Source organism: Streptomyces hydrogenans, from assembly GCF_014656075.1.
GTDB classification, from domain to species: Bacteria; Actinomycetota; Actinomycetes; order Streptomycetales; family Streptomycetaceae; genus Streptomyces; species Streptomyces hydrogenans.
The window spans coordinates 1-1119 of record NZ_BNBS01000005.1 but is presented as its reverse complement, the minus strand read 5'-3'; the positions used below and the strand labels follow the sequence as shown (position 1 = coordinate 1119).

The window sequence follows — 1119 nt, the reverse complement described above, 5'->3', positions numbered from 1 at the left end:
GGTGCCGTGGACGATGAGGTCGGCCTTGCCGTCGCCGGTGATGTCGGCGAAGTAGAGCCGTCCCATGTCGTCGCCGGTGACGAAGCGTCCCCAGCCGTTCGACATGACGGTGCCCGCACCGAAGCTGCTGCCGAGGTTGCGGTGGACGACCACCGCGCCGTCCGTGCGCTGCAGCACCAGGTCGTCCTTGCCGTCGCCGTCGATGTCGGCGGGCGTGACCTTCTCACGGCTGACGATTTCCTTCACCCAGCCGGCCAGCCCGTCGACACGGGTGTCGACGGCGTTGGAACGGGTCTCGGCCGGGTCGATGCCCAGGCAGCCGCCCTGCCATGACCGGGAGCCCACAGCGACGAGTTCGGGGGTTCCGCTGACCGTGCGCAGGGCCGGGCCGCCGGCGTCCCCCTGACAGACGGTCGCGGTGTCGGAACCGTCAAGGTTCACGTCCGTGCCGGTGGTGGAAGCGACGGTGAAGGTACCGCTGTGGAGCTTGTTGGGCACCCACTCGGTCTTCGTCCGGCCGAATCCGGCCTTCGTCAGCTGCTCGCCGGCGGCGGCGGCGGTGGTGGCGATCCGGACCGGGACGGCCACGGAGCCGGGAACCCTGGTGCTGAGTCTGACCAGAACCAGATCACGGTCGGCGTGGGGTACGAGGGCGAGGGCCTGCTGGACGCTGCCTCCGGTCTGTGTCAGGTCGGTGCGGCCGACGGTGACGGTGGTGACGACCGCGGGCTTGCCGGTGTCGGAGATGCCGGCGGTGGTGAAGCAGCTCTTCGCGGTGAGAACCCACTGCGGGTCGACGAGCGTGCCGGTGCAGGCAGCTTTCTCCCCGATAACGATCTTTGCGGTGAAGTTCAGCTGCGCTGGGGCGTCGCCACCGTTCAGGGCGGCGGCGGGGAGGACGGTGGCGGCGGTGGCGAGCACGGTGGCGGCGCCAGCAGCCCACACGAAGCGCGAACGCTTTGCAGTCATGAGTGTTCCTTGAGGGTGAAGGAGGAGAGCTTCGGCTGCTGCATGAGTTGTTTCCTTGCTGCGGGACCCAAGAGGTCAACAGGCGCTCTGAACCACCTACTTGGAGGTGCGGATCTCGACGAGCATGTGGTCGCGGCCCTCGGGGTCGGC

Annotated in this window: 1 protein-coding gene; it reads right to left on the bottom strand. The window is 68.8% G+C overall.

Features of this window, described 5'->3' with window-relative positions:
• Positions 1-969 (bottom strand): trypsin-like serine protease (locus tag IE321_RS42735; RefSeq protein WP_190221734.1); only part of this gene is annotated, 969 nt, incomplete at its 3' end.
• Between the last annotated feature and the right edge of the window lie 150 nt (positions 970-1119).